Source organism: Dechloromonas sp. CZR5 (genome assembly GCF_008711155.1).
Classification (GTDB): domain Bacteria; phylum Pseudomonadota; class Gammaproteobacteria; order Burkholderiales; family Rhodocyclaceae; genus Azonexus.
The window spans coordinates 1-15720 of record NZ_VUYQ01000018.1; the positions used below are offsets into that span (position 1 = coordinate 1).

A 15720-nucleotide genomic window follows, 5' to 3' on the forward strand; every position below is an offset into this window, starting at 1 on the left:
CGCGTCGACATCGAAGTCATCGGCACCAAGTAATCCGCCGTCGCTTCAACGAAAAGCCCCGCATAGCGGGGCTTTTTCTTTTCCTCCCAAACCATTGACCACCATGCTCAACGCCGATCAAGCCGAACTCGACAAATTTGGAGAACTTGCCCACCGCTGGTGGGACCCGAACAGCGAATTCAAGCCGCTGCACGACATCAACCCGCTGCGCCTTGACTGGATCGATCGCGCAGTCGGCCTGGCCGGCAAGCGTATCCTCGATGTCGGCTGTGGCGGCGGACTGCTCTCCGAAGGCATGGCGGCACGTGGAGCCGACGTCACCGGCATCGATCTTTCCGAAAAGCCGCTCGGCGTCGCCAAGCTGCACCTGCTTGAAAGCGGCCAGAAGGTCGATTATCGCAAGATCGCTGTCGAAGAGCTGGCCGACGAAATGCCCGGCTCTTTCGATGCGGTGACCTGCCTGGAAATGCTCGAACACGTCCCGAATCCGTCCAGCGTTGTCACGGCCTGCGCGCGACTGGTCAAGCCGGGGGGCCATGTTTTCCTGTCCACCCTCAACCGCAATCCCAAGTCCTACCTGTTCGCAGTCATTGGTGCCGAATACGTGCTCAAGATGCTGCCCAAGGGCACGCACGACTACGCCAAGTTCATCAAGCCCTCCGAACTCGCCCGCTGGGCCAAGCTGGCCAACCTGGAGCCTGACGAAGTCATTGGCATGAGCTACAACCCGCTGACCCAGCAATACACCTTGGGCAACGACACCAGCGTCAATTACCTGATGCGCGCGACGCGCGTGTAACCGCGATGTTTGACGCCGTCCTCTTCGATCTCGACGGCACGCTGGCCGATACCGCTCCGGATCTGGGCTGGGCGGCCAACACGCTGCGCGAGGCCGAAGGCATGGAACCGCTGCCACTCGCCACGCTGCGCCCGTGGACTTCGCAAGGCGTACGCGGCCTGCTCCGCACCGCTTTCGGGATTGCACCAGGCCAAGCCGGCTATGACAATCTCGCCCAACGCTTCCTGGCGATCTACGCCGAGCGCCTGTGCGTCGACACCGTTCTCTTCGAAGGTGTCGCCGAACTCCTCGACGAACTCGAAGCCCTCGGCCTCGCCTGGGGTATCGTCACCAACAAGCGCATGCGCTACACCGATCCGCTGGTTGCCCAGCTCGGCCTGACGCCGCGCACCACCTGCGTCGTCAGCGGCGACACCACGGCCGAAGCCAAGCCCTCCCCGCTACCCGTACTGCATGCCTGCCAATTGCTCGGCTGCCGCCCGGAACGGACGCTCTACGTCGGCGATGACCGACGCGACATCGTGGCGGGAAATGCCGCCGGTTGCCGTACCGTGGCGGCGGCTTACGGCTATCTGGGGGACAGCGGGCCGGCAATGGCCTGGGGAGCGGATTGGATCATTGGGCAACCTCGCGAACTGTCTACTCAACTGCGCAACGCCTCATACGGCAAATTCTGAACCGGCCGTTCCCAGTGCAGCAGGAGGTCGGTGCAACCACGCCCCATCTGAAATCACCCTCGTTGCGCTGACAGCAACAGGTTGCGCGGCGTCAATTGGCGATCACAGAAGGTACGGAGCCTGGGTTCGTATCCTCGCGTGTCGAGATATTCAGCCAAATCGAGCACGAGCCAGAGCTCCAGGGCGCGGCGGCAAGCATGGCGGGGAATGGAGAGACGCATGACGTCGTGCTGGCGCTGCCAGCCGGCAGCCTCAATGGCGGCCAGATGGTGCGCTTCGGGTGGCGGCAGGTTTTCGCGGGCGGCCATGCGCGCAAGGAAATCGGCAAAGCTGCCGCGCAACCATGGCGCCGGCACCGGCTTGAAGGTCTTGTAGGGCGCATCGCCGACCCGCGCACGCCACGTGGTGAAGGCCAGTTTCCAGGCGATGTCGCGGTCGCGCTGTCGGGTCTGGCGTGGCGAGGCCGTCACCGTTTCGGTGACGGCAAGACGCGTATCGTCCCGGGTCAGTTGCAGTTGGCCGGCGCTGCTCAAGGGCTGGTAATTGGCCTCGACGCCCCGGTAATAGCAGCACGGCGCGACATCAAAACGGCTGACGCCAGCCCCGGCGCCATGTTCGACCAAGCGGCGATGCAGATTGCCGCAAGCATGCAAGGCGACAGCGTGCTGACCAGGGCGCGGCCAGTCGGTGATAGCCAGTGCGTCGCGTTCGAGAAAGCGGTGTTCGAGGCCGACGCGACGGGCAAGCTGCTCGCCATCGGCGCACAGCGCGGCCTCGATTTCCAGCGTATGCACCGGCTTTTGCCAAGCGATGCCAAGCAGGCGACCGAGATGGCCCTTGCCGCCGCACCAGTCGATGAGGCCCTCACCGCCCGGTTGTACCGCACCGGCAAAAGCTTCGATCTGTGCCCGCTTGCGGCCGGGGATTTCCCAAGCCCAGCGCTCGCCAGGCACGGGAGGCGCAGCCTGGTCGGCAACCGGAATGTCGATCAGCGGCAACAGCACAGCGATCTCCGGCAGGTAGCCGGCCAGCCAGCGCAGTGTATCGGGCACATCGTCGTTGAGGTGGGCGGCTTCGGCATCGCTCAGGGCGAGCAAGGCGGCGGTCAGCGCCGGCCACTGCTCGCACCACATGGGCCGCGCCTCCCGGAAAGGTTGCGGGTGCCAAAGGTCGCGGTAGGCCAGCAGCGCGATATCGAGTTGCTGGCGGTGCTCGGCAGCTCTCACTTCAGCGCGGCACCGCATTCGCGGCGGCGGTAGCCGAGCCAGGCTGGCAGCACGGCAGCGAGCAAGGCTGCACCCCCTACCGCCAACGGCCACAACACCGGCGCATTCCATGCCCGGCGGGCCTCGGCCCGGGCAGCGGCGTCGATACGCTGGTACTTCAGCGTATTGTTGGCGACGTCGTTGGGTTTGCGGTTGGTCAGCCAGCGATGGCTGAGCGTGTAGTTTTTGGGGTGCAGGCCGAAGACCCAGGGCGCGTCGCGGTGCAGGATGGCATTCATGCGGCGCACGATGGCGAGGCGCTCCGGCGTGTTATCCATATTCTTCATTTGCCCAAACAGCGCGTCAAAAGCCGGGTTGGCGTAGTTGGCAGCATTCTCTCCGCCATGCGGCACCTTGGCTTCGCGCCCGTCGAGCAGGAAGAAGAAGTTTTCCGGATCGGGATAATCGGCATTCCAGCCGAAGTAGAAGAGCTGAACGTTGCCCTTGCGCACCTTGTCCTGAAAGCGGTTGAAATCGGTGGCGCGCACGACGAGCTGCACATCGATCTTGGCAAACTGGCGGGTCAGCCAGTCGAGGCGCGATTTCTCGCCCATGCCCCCGCCAGTGGTATCGAGATTGACGACCAGCGGCTCGCCGGTTTTGACGTCGCGACCGTTCGGGTAACCGGCTTCGGCCAGGAGTTTTCTGGCTGCCTCGACCGGCTTGCGTTTGGGTTTGCCATCCACCCAGTCGTATACCGTATCGTTCAACCCGACCTCGCCCGCCTCGTAGCCGAAGATACCGGGCGGCAGCGGGCTTTGCGCCGCGATGCCGCGACCGTTCTGAAAGATGGAGATGAACTCCTCCTGATCGATGGCGATCGAGATCGCCTGGCGCAGCTTGGTGGCCCGCTCATTGAGCCCACCGACGACCGGGTCCTGCATGTTGAAACCCATGTAGAAAATCGTCGCCTTGACCGAAGTGAGCAAGCGGATGCCCTTTTCCTGCATGTCGTCGGTGAGTGCCACGTCGCCACCGACGTTGACGCGCACGGCCTGGTCGAAGCTGTCCGAGGAAATCCCCGAGGCATCGAAGTAGCCTTGCAGGAACTTGTTCCAGTAGGGAATCGCCTCTTTCTCGCGGGTGAATACGGCCTGTTCGAGCAGCGGTAGTGGCTGGCCGCAATCGGCCAGCAGGCCGTCCGCCTTGTCGCTCGGCTCCCCCTCGCAGGGGTAAGTCTCGCCATGGAAGTTAGGATTGCGCAACAGCACCATCCGGCGGTTCGGGTCGTTTTCGGCCAGCATGAACGGCCCGCTACCGACCGGCCACCAGTCGAGCGTCAGGTTCTTTTCCATCATGCCGGGCTGGGCGTAGAAGCGATCGACCTCGCGCGGCACCGGCGCAAAGAAGGGCATGGCCAGCCAGTAGGCGAACTGCGGGTACTTGCCCTTGACGCGAATGCGCCAGGTATGGGCATCGACCTTCTCGACGCCGCTCAGCGAAAAAGCATCCAGATCGAGCCAGCCGTCCTTGGGCAAATCCTTTGCAGCCTGGCCGAGGGCATCGCCAAACTCCTTCAGGCCGACAATCTTGTCGGCCATCGTGCCAAAGATGGGTGAATGCAGCCTGGGGTGGGCCAGACGCTTGATCTGGTAGATGTAGTCGTCGGCGGTCAGTTCGCGCGTACCTTGTTTCGGAAAATCGCCGATGCCTTGCCGGCCATCGGCGATACCCGCGCCGAGGTATTCCGGCTGCCCCCGGGCATCCACGGCAAACGCCGGATGCGGCTGAAAACGGATACCGGGCTTCAGTTTCAGTTCGTACACGCTCTCGGCGATCCGTTCGGCCGGCGCGTCGGGCGGCAAGGCGCGGCCGGCCGCGTCGATATACCGGGGCGTTGGCACCTGCTCGACCGTTGCCGGAATCAGCTCATAGGGACGTTTCAGATAATGATATTGCAGCGGTGGCTCATAGATCTGCGCGGTGAAAGTCGCCTCGTCTTCCGCATAGGACTTGGCGGGATCGAGGTGCTTGGGGCGGTCGGTAAACGCCGTGTAGAGAACGTTCCGCCCGGCTTCGACGGCGGGATAGGGGTCGTTCCAGGACTGCCCGCAAGCAGACAGCAGCGTGGCGATGACAAGGCTGACGCAGATTTTTCGCATGGCGAGCAGTTTAACAACTTGACCGCCCGGCTGCCCATTGCCCACAATGGCCCAAACGAACAACAGAGAGGCAGTCCATGCTCGACAAAAAAGTCCCCGACTTCTCGCTGCCAGCCACCGGCGGCGCATCCTTCAACCTGGCTGACCAGGCCGGCAAAACGGTCGTCCTCTATTTCTACCCCAAGGACAGCACGCCGGGCTGCACCACCCAGGGCCAGAACTTCCGCGACCTGCATGACCAGTTCGCAGCCGCCAATGCCGTCGTACTGGGCATTTCGCGAGACAGCCTCAAATCGCACGAAAACTTCAAGACCAAGCAGGGCTTTCCCTTCGAACTCGGCTCCGATGCCGATGAGGCCGTGTGCACGCAGTTCGGCGTCATGAAGCAAAAGATGATGTACGGCAAACAATGCCGGGGCATCGAACGCAGCACCTTCGTCATTGACGGCAAGGGCGTGCTTCGCCGCGAATGGCGTGGCGTCAAGGTTCCCGGCCACGTGCAGGAAGTGCTCGATTTCATCAAAACGATCTGATTTCCAACCCCTGACCAAAGGCCCCCTCATGCCGCGCAAGCCCGCAGCCGCAAAGAAGCCCGCCGTTACCAAGATCTTCGTCCTCGACACCAACGTGCTGATGCACGATCCAAGCTGCCTTTACCGCTTCGAGGAACACGACATCTTCCTGCCCATCATGACGCTGGAAGAACTCGACAATCACAAGAAGGGGATGTCGGAAATCGCCCGCAACGCCCGCCAGGCGTCGCGCATGCTGGACGAAATGCTCGGCCATGACGACGTCGACATCGACGAAGGCATCGACCTTTACGGCCCGTCGAGCAAACTGGCCAGCGGCCGTCTCTACCTGCAGACCGAGGCGATCAGCGGCGAGTTGCCGCAGGGCCTGCCGACTTCCAAGGTCGACAACCAGATCCTGTCGGTGGTCATCCACCTGCAGAAAAAATTCCCCAAGCGCCCGGTCATCCTGGTGTCGAAAGACATCAACATGCGCATCAAGTCGCGCGCCCTCAACCTGCTGGCAGAGGACTACTTCAACGACAAGGTACTGGAAGACACCGACATCCTCTACGCCGGTACCCGCCTGCTACCCGACAACTTCTGGGACAAGCACGGCAAGGGCATGGAGTCGTGGAAAAAGGACAGCAAGACCTACTACAAGGTCACTGGCCCGCTGTGCCCGCAATTCCTGATCAATGAATTCGTCTGGCTCGAAAGCGATGGTTTCGCCGCCATCGTCAAGGAAACCGCCGGCAAGACCGCCGTCCTGGAAACGCTGGTCGATTACACCCACCCAAAGAACGCCGTCTGGGGTATTACCGCACGCAACCGCGAACAGAATTTCGCTCTGAACCTGCTGATGAACCCGGACATCGATTTCGTCACCCTGCTCGGCCAGGCCGGCACCGGCAAGACCTTGCTGACGCTGGCAGCCGGCCTGACGCAAACGCTGGAAAACAAGCATTTCGCCGAGATTATCATGACCCGCGTCACGGTTCCGGTCGGCGAGGACATCGGTTTCCTGCCCGGCAGCGAGGAAGAGAAGATGGCGCCGTGGATGGGCGCGCTGGAAGACAACCTCGAAGTCCTTACGCATACCGAGGACAACGGCCCCTACGGCGGCGACTGGGGCAAGGCGGCGACCAACGACATCATTCGCTCCAAGATCAAGGTCAAGTCGCTCAACTTCATGCGCGGCCGGACTTTCCTGAAAAAGTATCTGATCATCGACGAAGCGCAGAATCTGACGCCAAAACAGATGAAAACCCTGGTCACTCGCGCCGGCCCCGGAACCAAGGTCGTCTGTCTCGGCAACATCGCGCAGATCGATACGCCGTACCTGACGGAAGGCAGTTCCGGTCTGACCTACGTCGTCGATCGCTTCAAGGGCTGGGCACACTCCGGTCACATTACGTTACAACGCGGCGAACGCTCGCGTCTGGCTGACCACGCGGCCGAAGTGCTATAATCCGCCGCACACTAATAAAGGGGCCGTGTCGGTGACACGGCCCTTTCGTTTCAGCCACGGATAGTTTCCGCCGGAGGAGTCTTTTGAAACGTCGCGATTTTCTGGCATCTGCCGCTGTATTTTCCCTATTTTCGTCCGAAGCCTGGGCGACAAAGAAGCAAGCCAAACCGGCAGCCACATCAAAACCTGCCAGCTCCGCCAAACCCAAGCCCGGCGCACGTTCGGCCAAACCCGCTTCCAGCCGTAGCCTACGCGGCGGCAAGCCGACTACCACCCAAAAACCGCAGCAACCGGTGGTGCACACCGCCGATGACCCGGTCATTGAACGTCCGCCGCAAGGCACCTCGGCTTCGCGGCTACCGCCTGTCAAGGCCCCCGAGCCGCCGAACGAATGGCGGACGTATGAAATCACCACCACCGTCAACCTCAAGGGAAAAAGCGGCCCGACCCGCCTCTGGCTCCCCTTGCCGCTGAACCAGGACACTCTCTATCAACGCACGCTCGGTCACTCGTGGACCGGCAACCCGGCCAATGCCGGCATGCGGCGCCTGCCGGACGGCGACCTTGAGGTTTTCCTCTGTGACTGGCCGGATGGCGGCGATGCGAAGTTGCAGTTGACGACGCTGGTGACCACGGCAGACCGCCATTTCGATGTCACCAAGCGCACCGTGGCGCCGGAACGCGAAGACATCCTGCGCCGCAATCTGCAAGCGTCCCAACTGATCCCCAACGACGGCCTTGCCTTCCAGCTCGGCGAACGCATCATCGGCCGCATCAAGGACCCGGTAGCCCAAGCCAAGGCCATTTACGATTGGGTTGTCGACAACACGACCTACGATCCCAGCCTGCCGGGTTGCGGCACGGGCGATGTACGCAAGCAGCTGATCAGCGGCCAGTACGGCGGCCGTTCGGCCGACATCAGCGGGCTGTTCGTCAGCGTCTGCCGTGCCGTCGGCATTCCGGCCCGCTGCGTCTACGGCCTGCGTACCGGCTCCTCGCGCCTCTTCCGCAGCCTGGGCATCTCCGGCGACGACGCCACCCGCGGCCAGCACGTCCGGGCGGAGTTCTACATTCCCGGCTACGGCTGGGTACCGGTTGACCCCAGCGATGTGCGCCGCGTCATCGCCATGGACATCATGTCCGACCGCGACAGCAAGCTGATCTCGTTGCGCAAGATACTATTCGGTGTTTGGGAAATGAACTGGATCGCCTTCAACCTGGGCACCGATATCACCCTCCCCGGCAAGAACTCGGCGATGCCCTTCCTGCTTCACCCGCAAATGGAAATTTCCGGCCGCACCGTCGATGACGCCGCCCAGTACAGCATCAAGACCCGCCAGGTCGTGATCTAGCCGGTTTAGTTGGGCGAATCGACAAACCCGCCGCTGGCGAGGTTCTCGAAGCGCGTATATTCGCCCAGGAAGGCCAGGCGCACGGTTCCGGTCGGACCGTTACGCTGCTTGCCGATGATGACCTCGGCCAAGCCCTTGTTGTCCTGGCTTTCCTTGTTGTAGTACTCGTCGCGGTACATCATCAGGATCACGTCGGCATCCTGCTCGATGGCGCCCGATTCGCGCAAGTCAGACATCATCGGCCGCTTGTCAGTGCGCTCCTCGACCTTACGCGACAGCTGGGACAGTGCGACGATCGGAACCTGCAGCTCCTTGGCCAGCGACTTGATCGAACGGGAGATTTCCGACACTTCCGTCGCCCGGTTCTCGCCAGCCTTGTTACCCGACATGAGCTGGATGTAGTCGATGACCAGCAAGCCGAGCTTGCCGCCGTACTGTCGGGCCAGGCGCCGGGCGCGGGCACGCAGGTTGGCCGGGCTCAGGCCGCCGGTTTCGTCAATGTAGATCGGCGCTTCATGCAGCTTGCCGAGCGCAAACGACAGCTTCGACCACTCGTCGTCGCTCATCCGGCCGGTGCGCAGGCTCTGCGAATTCAGGCGACCAATGGACGCCAGCATACGCGTCGCCAATTGGGCGCCGCCCATTTCCATCGAGAACACGCCGACCGGCAGGCCGGAATCCACCGCCACGTTCTCGGCGATATTCAATGCAAATGCCGTCTTGCCCATGGAGGGGCGGCCGGCGACGATGATCAGGTCGCCCGGCTGAAAACCCGAGGTCTTCTGGTCCAGATCGAGGAAACCGGTGGGCACGCCCGTAATATCGGAAGGATTGTCCCGGTCGTGCAACTCCTGGATACGCTCGACGACCTGGGTCAGCAGCGGGTTGATATGGACGAAGCCCTCGTTGTGGCCGGCACCGGCTTCGGCGATCTTGAAAATCTTCGACTCGGCCTCGTCGAGCAGGGTCTCCGCATCACGCCCCAAGGGGTTCAACGCATCGGCAGCAATTTCATCAGCCGTCGCGACCAGTTGGCGCAACACCGCACGTTCGCGGACGATCTCGGCATAGCGCTTGATATTGGCTGCCGACGGCGTATTGGCGGCCAACTCACCGAGATAGGCCAGGCCGCCGGTCTGTTCGCCCTCGCCAGCGCCGTCCAGTGCCTCTGCCACCGTCACTACGTCGGCCGGCTTGGCCCGTTCGAGCAGGCTGCGAATCTGCCGGAAGATGCGCCGGTGTTCGTCGCGGTAGAAGTCGGTATCGGTGACCAGATCGCCCATCCGATCCCAGGCCTGGTTGTCGAGCAACAGACCTCCGAGCACCGATTGCTCGGCTTCGATGGAGTGCGGCGGAACGCGCAGGGAGTCCAGGGTGGCGTCGGTGACTTTGGGTTTGGGCGGGCGCTGATTCATGGCGGACAGTTTAAATTAAAAAGGCCCCGCATCTCTGCGGAGCCTTCTTTTGCAACGACGTAGCCGGAGATTACTCGGCAGCGACGGTCACGGTGATATTGGCCAGCACGTCGGTGTGCAGGGCGACATCGAGCGGGAACTCGCCGATCGCCTTGAGCGGACCTTCCGGCATGCGGACAGCCGACTTGTCGACGTCGAAACCAGCAGCCTTGAGAGCCTCGGCAACGTCGGCGTTGCCGACGGAACCGAACAGACGGCCATCCATACCGGCCTTGCGGGTGATGGTAACGGCGGTGCCGTTCATCTTGTCGGCGACGGTCTGGGCGGCAGCCAGCTTTTCGGCAGCAGCCTTTTCCAGTTCGGCGCGGCGTGCTTCGAACTCGGCCATGGCAGCCGGCGTGGCACGCTTGGCCATGCGCTGCGGAATCAGGAAGTTACGGGCGTAACCGTCCTTGACCTTGACTACATCGCCGAGATTACCCAGGTTAACAACCTTTTCGAGCAGAATGATTTGCATGTTTCGTCTCCCCGAGAATTATTGATGGTTGTCGGTGTACGGCAGCAGGGCCAGGAAGCGGGCGCGCTTGATGGCGGTGCCCAGCTGGCGCTGATAGCCGGCCTTGGTACCGGTCAGACGAGCCGGCATGATCTTGGCGTTTTCCTGGATGTATTCCTTCAGGACTTCAACATCCTTGTAGTCGATCTGTTCGACCTTTTCAGCCGTGAAGCGGCAGAACTTGCGACGCTTGAACAGGCCGCCACCGCGCTTCTTTTTCTTGTCGTCATCCTTCTTCTTGAAGAATCGAGCCATTTTCGTTTCCTTCCAAATATTCGAGTGTATTCACATGCAGTACGGGAGCCCTGCTGTTGCGACTTCTGGCAGCGAGAAACCCTGTCACCTTGAGCTTGCCTCCGATTGGAGCAGCTTGCAGCCAGCGGGCACTTTCACCCAAGGCTACGACAGCAATTTCCACTTCCACCAGACGCTGAATACCGTTTTCGACCTGCGAGGAGTTGTGTTGCAAACGTCCTTCGCTGACGGGAACCCCGGCTGGCGTGTAGCGCAAGGCTTTGCGCTCGACCAGTTGTCCGGAGATCGTAAGGCAGTTCAGCAGTCAGCCCGTACCAATATGCTTAGGCGGCAGCCTGTTCTGCCGGGGCAGCATCGCCACCGAGCAGGGACTTGGACTTCTCTTCCTTCATCATCGGGGACGGAGAGGTCACGGCAGCCTTCATCTTGACGGTCAGATGACGCAGAACGGCATCGTTGAACTTGAACGAATGCTCGAGTTCGTTCAGCGTCTCGCCGTCGCACTCGATGTTCATCAGAACGTAGTGGGCCTTGTGGATCTTCTGGATCGGGTAAGCCAGCTGACGGCGGCCCCAGTCTTCCAGACGATGAATCGAACCACCCTTGGCGGTTACGATGGAGCGATAGCGCTCGACCATGCCGGGCACTTGTTCGCTTTGGTCCGGATGGACGATAAAGCAGATTTCATAATGGCGCATGCAAACTCCTTTTGGGATGAACCCTCCGCCATGCGTTTGCGGTAGGGCAAGGTTGAAAAGCCCTCGATTATAACAACAATCGCGGGCTTTGTGATGATGGGCGGCGACTTATTTTCAGAAACTGTCGTCGGCAATCTCCAGCGCGCCAGTCGCGCCGGCCACTACGGATTCGGCCAGACCGGCTGCCTGGGTCAGAAAATGGTCGGCAAAGAATCGCGTCGTCGCCAGCTTGGCGCCCCAGAACGGATCGCTGTCGCCGGCTGCCAGCTTGCCGCGGGCGATCACTGCGGCACGCCCCATCTGCCAGCCGCCAGCCACGATGCCGAGCAGGAACAGGAAGGGCACCGCACCGGCATGGGTTGCCTTGGAATCGCTCTTGAAATTGGCGACGATCCAGTCGACGGCCTTGTCCACGGCGTCGATACCGGCCAGTTGGCGGACGCCGATACCGGCCAGATCGCCATCCAGTTTGGCCGCATCGGCCCGCATATCGACAATGACTGCCTTGATGGTGGCACCCTGCTCACGGGCAATCTTGCGGCCGATCAGGTCGTTGGCCTGGATCGCCGTCGTCCCTTCGTAGATGGCCGTGATGCGGGCATCGCGCAGATGCTGCGCGGCGCCGGTTTCCTCGATGAAGCCCATGCCGCCGTGAACCTGAACGCCAAGGGAGGCAATGTCGATGGCGCTCTCGGTGCTCCAGCCCTTGACCACCGGAATCATCAGATCGGCGAAAGCCTGCCCTTTCTGGCGCGCCACGTCATCCGGGTTGCAATGGGCATTGTCCTGTGCGGCAGCGGTGACGCAGGCCAAGGCACGCATGGCCTCGATGCGCGAACGCATGGACATCAGCATGCGACGCACGTCGGGGTGCTTGATGATCGGCACTTTCGGGCCACCCTTGACGCCCAGCTCGGTGCCCTGGATGCGCTCCTTGGCATAGACGACAGCGCGCTGGTAGGCACGCTCCGCATCGCCCAACCCTTCCAGGCCAACGTTGAAGCGCGCGGCGTTCATCATGATGAACATGTATTCCAGGCCACGATTTTCCTCGCCGACCAGGGTGCCGATGGCACCACCGTTGTCGCCGAAAGCAAGCACTGCCGTCGGGCTGCCATGAATACCAAGCTTGTGCTCGATGGACACGCAATAGACGTCGTTGCGCTCGCCCGGCGATCCGTCGGCCTTGAGCAGGAACTTCGGTACGACGAACAACGAAATCCCCTTGACCCCCTCAGGCGCATTCGGTGTCCGGGCCAGCACGAGATGGACGATGTTGTCCGTCATGTCATGCTCACCCCAGGTGATGAAAATTTTCTGCCCGAAAATCCTGAAGGTGCCATCGCCGACCGGCTCGGCACGGGAACGGACAGCGGCAAGGTCAGAGCCGGCATTCGGCTCGGTCAGATTCATGGTGCCGGTCCACTCACCGGAAATCAGGTTCGGCAGATAGGCGGCCTTCTGCGCATCCGAACCGGCAATCGTCAGCGCCTCGATGGCGCCCTGGGTCAGCATCGGGCATAGCGAAAAGGCGTGATTGGAGGCCTTCCACATTTCGCTGACGGCCGCAGAAACAAGCTTGGGCAAACCCTGACCGCCGAACTCCGGTTCGCAGCCCAGTCCGTTCCAGCCGTTATCGACAAACTGCCGATAAGCCTCCTTGAAACCCGGGGACGAAGTGACGGCCATGTCCTTCCATTTGGCGCCCTGGGTATCACCAACGCGATTCAGCGGTGACAGGACCTCGCCGGCGAACTTTGCCGCCTCGTCGAGAATCGCATCGACCACATCCGGCGAAGCCTCTTCGCAGCCAGGCAGCGCAACGACCTGCCCCAGACCGGCCAATTCCTGCATAGCAAAACGAATATCCTTCAACGGGGCAATATATTCACTCATTAGCCTTACTCCATGCGATTTGCAGTTTCTTTCAGTTCAATCAGGAACAGGATGTCTTCAACCACCGACAGTGCGAACCCCTGTCGCTGACCACCACGATTGTCTCGCAGCAATTGATACAGGTAACCGACAATATCGCCCTCGGCCCACATGGCGACTACCGTATTCATCAACCTGGGCATTTCCTCCAGCGATGTTGACCGCGAATACTCGGCAAGCACCTGATCGACTGTTGCCGCTCCGTTGGAATCCTCTGATGCCGGAGCATCCCAACTCTGAACCTCGACGTTGAAATGCCGATTCAGATCGCGGGCAACGGTCTCGAATTCGGCCCGCATCCCGGCCATGCGATAGACATCCATCAGGCGGATCCAGGGCCGCAAAGCCTCTTCCGGATTATGATCGATGAATTCCTGAAGGGCCTGGGCAGCCCCCTTGACCCGTCCGAAGGACAGCATGATATCGGCCAGTTCCATGACCGGATTGGCCTCAAAGTGCTCATCCAGTGTCGTGGCACTGATCGAAAGCACCGAGTCCGGACCTCGCGAACAAGCCTTCTCGGCAGGTTGCTCGACAACCTGAGCCTCTTCCGCTGCCTTGTCGCCAAGATCCAGATCCAGGTCGACGCGGGCGACGCCCCCCTTTTCCACCGGCTCGAAATGGAGATCGACGTCGCTGGCTTGCTCATCATTCTCGTCAACCCGCCGGGGATCGACACGCGCCTCAGGTATGGCGAGCGGAGCCAGGTCATCGATTGCGCCATCATCCTGGAATTCGCGCGCCTCCCGATATTTGCGCCATCCGAACCAGCCGGACAAACCGAACAAGACACCCAGCGCCAAGCCATATAGCGTCCACGGCGTATCTGACTCGGACTTCGCCATATTTAGGGCAGGATTTGATGCTGGCCGAGCCGCGGGAACGGGCGCCGAATCCGGCTTCGGTGCCGTCGCCGCGGTCTGCACAGCTGGCGCAGGGCTGGGACTGGCAACCGCCTCCGTCTCGACGCGCTGCGCAAACTGTGCGGCCTTGGCCTGCAATTCACCTAAAGTGCCTTCCATGTTGCGCAGTTTTTCGGCAGTAGCCATTTGCGATGCAGCCTGATCGTGCAGCGCCATCAGCATCCTGAACTCAAGCCTGAGGATATCCCGCTGAGACTCCTTGGCCGCCGCCGAACTACGCAATTCGGTAGCCAGTCGCAATGACGGTTCGCCGACCGAAATACCTTCCTCGCCCGACAAAACCAAACGATCCTGCATAGCCGCGCGGCGGAGCGTTTTGCGAGGCGTCAATTTGACCGGAGCTTCCTCAACAACTGCCGCCGCAGGTGCTGGTGGACGAACCCTCGGGGTGCGCCTTTCGACGGAAGCAACGCCCGGTTTTTCCAGCGCGCTCGCTGTTGCCACCGGCGCAGCAAGCGATGCAGCCTCTCGAACCGTTGCCGGAGAGGCCATCAGAATGTAGTCGCGTGAAACCTCATGACCGCACCCCAGTCGCAAGGTCAACTGCATGAGCGGTTCGCGAAGGGGAGCCTCGGTACGTATCTCCAAAACGGGAGAAGCGCCCCCGCGGACGGCCATGGCCGCCCTGCTCAGCCAGGGAAGCCCATCGCCCGAGGCTGGCTGGACCAAACGAAAACAGGCGGCATCCAGTTTTTGTTTTTCAACCCCCAATAGCGCCACTTCGAGCTTTATCGACTCACCAAGAACCGGTTGCCCCCGCATGTCGCCCAATCCAACGGCAAATACACGCTCTGAAAGAATCAGCGCCAACAGTGATACCGCGAGCCGGCCAGCAACACGATCCAACAAGAAAACCCCTAATGACAAAAGTGTGGAAATTGTAGCGCTTATTTACCGGCCAGATAACGGGTATCGTCAAACGTAAACACCCAACTCGGGCGGTAAATCACAAACAGCGTCATCACCATCCCCGATAGCCACGCTTCCGAAAAACCCAACAACAGGAAATAGACAAAATATTCCTCGACCAGATAATCCCAGGAATATGCGCCGGCCAGTGCCAGCAAGGCACATATCCCAAAGCCGACCCCTATGATCGTCAAGGCACTTCCCAGGAAGGCATTGATGAATATGTACACAAAAAAATGCCGGGGAAATATCCAGAAAAAGACCCGATACAAGCCTTGACTGAGAAAGACACCGAGACCGCCCAGCAAAAGCACATTCATCGCATACGCAAACGCACCTGCCCCATCGTTCAACGCCACGCCCAGGGCAACGAAGGACAGCCCGACAAAAGCCAGCGATGGCCCAAAACTCAGCGTAAAGACGGTTGCACCCAACAAATGGAGCGCCAGTCCCGGTTTGACACCTGCCCTCAGGCTCCAGATCAGTGCCAGCAAGACGACCATGCCCAGCCAGACGTTCAATCGTTCCGGGTCACGCAGCCGTCCCCATGGCGCCTTGAAAACACAAAGGGCGAAGAGCGGCACCCAGACGACCCAGGCCGCCCAGTACCACGCTTCGCCCAACAAGGTATCGGTCAGATTCACATGGCTATTCTAGTGCCAGTGATCAAGCTTGTGATATCAGCCTACCGAACCTACCAGTTGCGGCACCACCTCGAACAAATCGCCCACCAACCCGTAATCGGCGATCTGGAAGATCGGGGCATCGGGGTCTTTGTTGATGGCGACGATGACCTTGGAGTCCTTCATGCCGGCCAGGTGCTGGATGGCCCCGGAGATACCGACCGCGAT

The 15720-nt window shown here is 61.1% G+C and carries 15 protein-coding genes and 1 pseudogene; 5 read left to right on the top strand and 11 right to left on the bottom strand.

Annotated elements, in window-relative coordinates; translation table 11 throughout:
• The first annotated feature begins 103 nt into the window (after positions 1 to 103).
• Both ubiG and F1002_RS20635 read left to right on the top strand, forming a co-directional pair.
• Positions 104 to 799: a bifunctional 2-polyprenyl-6-hydroxyphenol methylase/3-demethylubiquinol 3-O-methyltransferase UbiG gene (gene ubiG / locus F1002_RS20630; protein ID WP_150430934.1), complete on the top strand. Its 696-nt coding sequence runs from the start codon at positions 104 to 106 to the stop codon at positions 797 to 799.
• A 5-nt stretch (positions 800 to 804) separates the two neighbouring features.
• Positions 805 to 1476, top strand: a complete 672-nt coding sequence (locus F1002_RS20635; protein ID WP_150430935.1) for an HAD family hydrolase — start codon at positions 805 to 807, stop codon at positions 1474 to 1476.
• 53 nt (positions 1477 to 1529) lie between these two features.
• Here the strand turns inward: F1002_RS20635 and F1002_RS20640 are convergent, their stop codons facing one another.
• Both F1002_RS20640 and F1002_RS20645 read right to left on the bottom strand, forming a co-directional pair.
• Complete coding sequence (locus F1002_RS20640; protein WP_191090493.1) at positions 1530 to 2720, bottom strand: methyltransferase; 1191 nt, start codon at positions 2718 to 2720, stop codon at positions 1530 to 1532.
• Positions 2699 to 4843, bottom strand: coding sequence for an ABC transporter substrate-binding protein (locus F1002_RS20645; RefSeq protein ID WP_150430937.1), 2145 nt, complete (start codon positions 4841 to 4843; stop codon positions 2699 to 2701). Before F1002_RS20645 ends, F1002_RS20640 begins: the two co-directional genes overlap by 22 nt.
• Before the next feature lie 77 nt (positions 4844 to 4920).
• Here F1002_RS20645 and F1002_RS20650 point away from each other — a divergent pair, with 77 nt between their 5' ends.
• The 3 genes from F1002_RS20650 (at position 4921) to F1002_RS20660 (ending at position 8178) form a co-directional block, all read left to right on the top strand.
• Entirely contained in the window at positions 4921 to 5376 is a 456-nt protein-coding gene (locus F1002_RS20650; protein ID WP_150430938.1) for a peroxiredoxin, read from the top strand.
• A gap of 28 nt (positions 5377 to 5404) precedes the next feature.
• Positions 5405 to 6826: a PhoH family protein gene (locus tag F1002_RS20655; RefSeq protein ID WP_150430939.1), complete on the top strand. Its 1422-nt coding sequence runs from the start codon at positions 5405 to 5407 to the stop codon at positions 6824 to 6826.
• A 296-nt stretch (positions 6827 to 7122) separates the two neighbouring features.
• Positions 7123 to 8178 (top strand): transglutaminase-like domain-containing protein, encoded by a 1056-nt coding sequence (locus F1002_RS20660; RefSeq protein WP_150430940.1) that lies wholly within the window; start codon positions 7123 to 7125, stop codon positions 8176 to 8178.
• Positions 8179 to 8183: 5 nt separating this feature from the next.
• On the opposite strand, the gene dnaB is transcribed toward F1002_RS20660, so the two are convergent.
• The 9 genes and pseudogenes from dnaB to F1002_RS20705 all read right to left on the bottom strand — a co-directional run.
• On the bottom strand, positions 8184 to 9593 hold the full coding sequence (dnaB, locus tag F1002_RS20665; RefSeq protein ID WP_150430941.1) for a replicative DNA helicase: 1410 nt from the start codon (positions 9591 to 9593) through the stop codon (positions 8184 to 8186).
• A gap of 70 nt (positions 9594 to 9663) precedes the next feature.
• Positions 9664 to 10110: a 50S ribosomal protein L9 gene (gene rplI / locus F1002_RS20670; protein ID WP_150430942.1), complete on the bottom strand. Its 447-nt coding sequence runs from the start codon at positions 10108 to 10110 to the stop codon at positions 9664 to 9666.
• An 18-nt stretch (positions 10111 to 10128) separates the two neighbouring features.
• Positions 10129 to 10404: a 30S ribosomal protein S18 gene (rpsR, locus tag F1002_RS20675; protein ID WP_150430943.1), complete on the bottom strand. Its 276-nt coding sequence runs from the start codon at positions 10402 to 10404 to the stop codon at positions 10129 to 10131.
• Complete coding sequence (gene priB, locus F1002_RS20680; RefSeq protein WP_150430944.1) at positions 10376 to 10708, bottom strand: primosomal replication protein N; 333 nt, start codon at positions 10706 to 10708, stop codon at positions 10376 to 10378. The genes rpsR and priB overlap by 29 nt, the downstream gene beginning before the upstream one ends.
• Before the next feature lie 19 nt (positions 10709 to 10727).
• Complete coding sequence (gene rpsF, locus F1002_RS20685; protein WP_150430945.1) at positions 10728 to 11102, bottom strand: 30S ribosomal protein S6; 375 nt, start codon at positions 11100 to 11102, stop codon at positions 10728 to 10730.
• A gap of 114 nt (positions 11103 to 11216) precedes the next feature.
• Positions 11217 to 12998: an acyl-CoA dehydrogenase gene (locus F1002_RS20690; protein ID WP_150430946.1), complete on the bottom strand. Its 1782-nt coding sequence runs from the start codon at positions 12996 to 12998 to the stop codon at positions 11217 to 11219.
• A 5-nt stretch (positions 12999 to 13003) separates the two neighbouring features.
• Positions 13004 to 14809 carry a FimV family protein gene (locus F1002_RS20695; protein ID WP_150430947.1) on the bottom strand — a complete coding sequence of 602 codons (1806 nt, stop codon included), beginning with the start codon at positions 14807 to 14809 and terminating at the stop codon, positions 13004 to 13006.
• 38 nt (positions 14810 to 14847) lie between these two features.
• Complete coding sequence (locus F1002_RS20700) at positions 14848 to 15513, bottom strand: energy-coupling factor ABC transporter permease (protein ID WP_150430948.1); 666 nt, start codon at positions 15511 to 15513, stop codon at positions 14848 to 14850.
• A gap of 36 nt (positions 15514 to 15549) precedes the next feature.
• Positions 15550 to 15720, bottom strand: a pseudogene (locus F1002_RS20705) (electron transfer flavoprotein subunit alpha/FixB family protein); the annotation flags it as partial.

Excerpts from the sequence above, each read along its gene's own strand:
- ubiG (WP_150430934.1), top strand. The coding sequence starts at position 104 with ATGCTCAACGCCGATCAAGCCGAACTCGACAAATTTGGAGAACTTGCC.
- F1002_RS20635 (WP_150430935.1), top strand. The coding sequence starts at position 805 with ATGTTTGACGCCGTCCTCTTCGATCTCGACGGCACGCTGGCCGATACC.
- F1002_RS20640 (WP_191090493.1), bottom strand. The coding sequence starts at position 2,720 with ATGCGGTGCCGCGCTGAAGTGAGAGCTGCCGAGCACCGCCAGCAACTC.
- F1002_RS20645 (WP_150430937.1), bottom strand. The coding sequence starts at position 4,843 with ATGCGAAAAATCTGCGTCAGCCTTGTCATCGCCACGCTGCTGTCTGCT.
- F1002_RS20650 (WP_150430938.1), top strand. The coding sequence starts at position 4,921 with ATGCTCGACAAAAAAGTCCCCGACTTCTCGCTGCCAGCCACCGGCGGC.
- F1002_RS20655 (WP_150430939.1), top strand. The coding sequence starts at position 5,405 with ATGCCGCGCAAGCCCGCAGCCGCAAAGAAGCCCGCCGTTACCAAGATC.
- dnaB (WP_150430941.1), bottom strand. The coding sequence starts at position 9,593 with ATGAATCAGCGCCCGCCCAAACCCAAAGTCACCGACGCCACCCTGGAC.
- rplI (WP_150430942.1), bottom strand. The coding sequence starts at position 10,110 with ATGCAAATCATTCTGCTCGAAAAGGTTGTTAACCTGGGTAATCTCGGC.
- rpsR (WP_150430943.1), bottom strand. The coding sequence starts at position 10,404 with ATGGCTCGATTCTTCAAGAAGAAGGATGACGACAAGAAAAAGAAGCGC.
- rpsF (WP_150430945.1), bottom strand. The coding sequence starts at position 11,102 with ATGCGCCATTATGAAATCTGCTTTATCGTCCATCCGGACCAAAGCGAA.
- F1002_RS20690 (WP_150430946.1), bottom strand. The coding sequence starts at position 12,998 with ATGAGTGAATATATTGCCCCGTTGAAGGATATTCGTTTTGCTATGCAG.